2 protein-coding genes are annotated in these 1,380 nt (G+C 69.2%); both read left to right on the top strand.

Features of this window, described 5'->3' with window-relative positions:
• On the top strand, window positions 1–578 hold a 578-nt coding region (locus PFH44_RS27630), incomplete at its 5' end, for a TOBE domain-containing protein (protein ID WP_283826846.1).
• The coding region (locus PFH44_RS27625) for an MBL fold metallo-hydrolase (RefSeq protein ID WP_283826845.1) at window positions 575–1,380 on the top strand (806 nt) is incomplete at its 3' end. The genes PFH44_RS27630 and PFH44_RS27625, both read left to right, overlap by 4 nt.

Genomic DNA, 1,380 nt, shown 5'->3' with positions numbered 1-1,380 from the left:
GTCTGGTCTCCGAGCCGCAGGTGGTGCTGCTGGATGAGCCGCTGGCGAACCTGGATCGCCACCTGCGCGCGACGATGGAGCAGACGTTCCGCGAGTTTCACCGCCGTACCGGCGCGACCTTTGTCTACGTGACGCACGACCAGGCGGAGGCGATGGCGCTGGCCAGCCACATCGCGGTGATGCACCAGGGCGCGCTCATGCAGTGGGGCGCGCCGCAGGCGCTCTATCAGCAGCCGCAAAACGCCTGGGTGGCGCGCTTTATCGGCAAGGGGCAGGTGCTGTCGCTGGCGATCCCCGGCCAGCAGCGCCAGCTGGACTGCGCGCTGCTGCACGCGGGCTTCTCCGCCGGCCAGCACGCGGCGGCGCAGCCGGTGCTGGTGCGCCCGGAGCACGTGGAGATCGCGCAGAGCGGGCTGAGCGCGGAGGTGGAAAGCTGTATCTATCAGGGAGAGCGTTATTTAGTTGATTTGCGTCTGGCGGACGGGCAGCCGCTGAGCGCCTTCCACCACTCGCCGCTGCGGGCGCAGCAGAGCGTCCGCGTCCGGCTGATCCAGGGCTGGCGTCTGGAGGCGGCGTGAAGATAGACGTGATTAGCGGCCTGGGCCGCAAGGCTCCGGCGGCCATTTTGCTGAGCACGCCGCGCCAGCGCATCCTGCTGGATGCCGGCGGTGCGCTGGAGCCGGATGAGGCGCCGTGGCCGGTTCCGGCGGATATCGACGCCATTCTGCTCAGCCACGATCATGTGGATCATATTGCCGGGCTGAGCCGCCTGCCGGCGGAGATTCCCATCTACTGCAGCGCCGTCACCGCCCAGGCGCTGCCCGCGGGGCGCAACGTCCACCCGGTGGCGGTGCGCGGTCAGTTCTCCCTCGGCGAGATAACCGTCACTACCGGCAGCTGCGGCCACGCCTGGGGCGGGATGTGGTTCCATCTGAACGTGGCGGGCGGCCTGTTTTACAGCGGTGATATTAGTCTGGAGTCCCTGCTGTTCCGCTTTGACGTTCCGCCGCCCGCGCGCCTGGCGCTGGTGGATGCTTCCTACGGTTTATACGATGTGCCGCAAAGCCGGCAGCGGGAAAAGCTGCGCGCATACCTGTCGCAGCCGACCCTCTGCCCGGTGCCGCCTTCCGGACGCGCCGCCGAGCTGGCGCTGTTTATGGCCCGCGAGCGGCGGCAGAACGTCGCCATGGACGCCGCCTGCCTGAGCATGCTGGCGCAGATGGCGGAGCATGACGATGGCAGCCTGCAGCACGGCGTTGCCGTGGAGCTGCAGGCGCTGGCCGCGGCGCTTCCGGTTTTTTCGCCCCACGCGCCGCTGGTATTGGCCGACCCCGACGGCATGAGCGGCATGGCGGGCGGGCTGCGGGGGCCATGCCGCCC

It is taken from the genome of Klebsiella sp. Ech2A (genome assembly GCF_030078455.1).
Lineage (GTDB): Bacteria > Pseudomonadota > Gammaproteobacteria > Enterobacterales > Enterobacteriaceae > Klebsiella > Klebsiella terrigena.
This window is presented reverse-complemented; position numbering and strand designations above follow the sequence as displayed.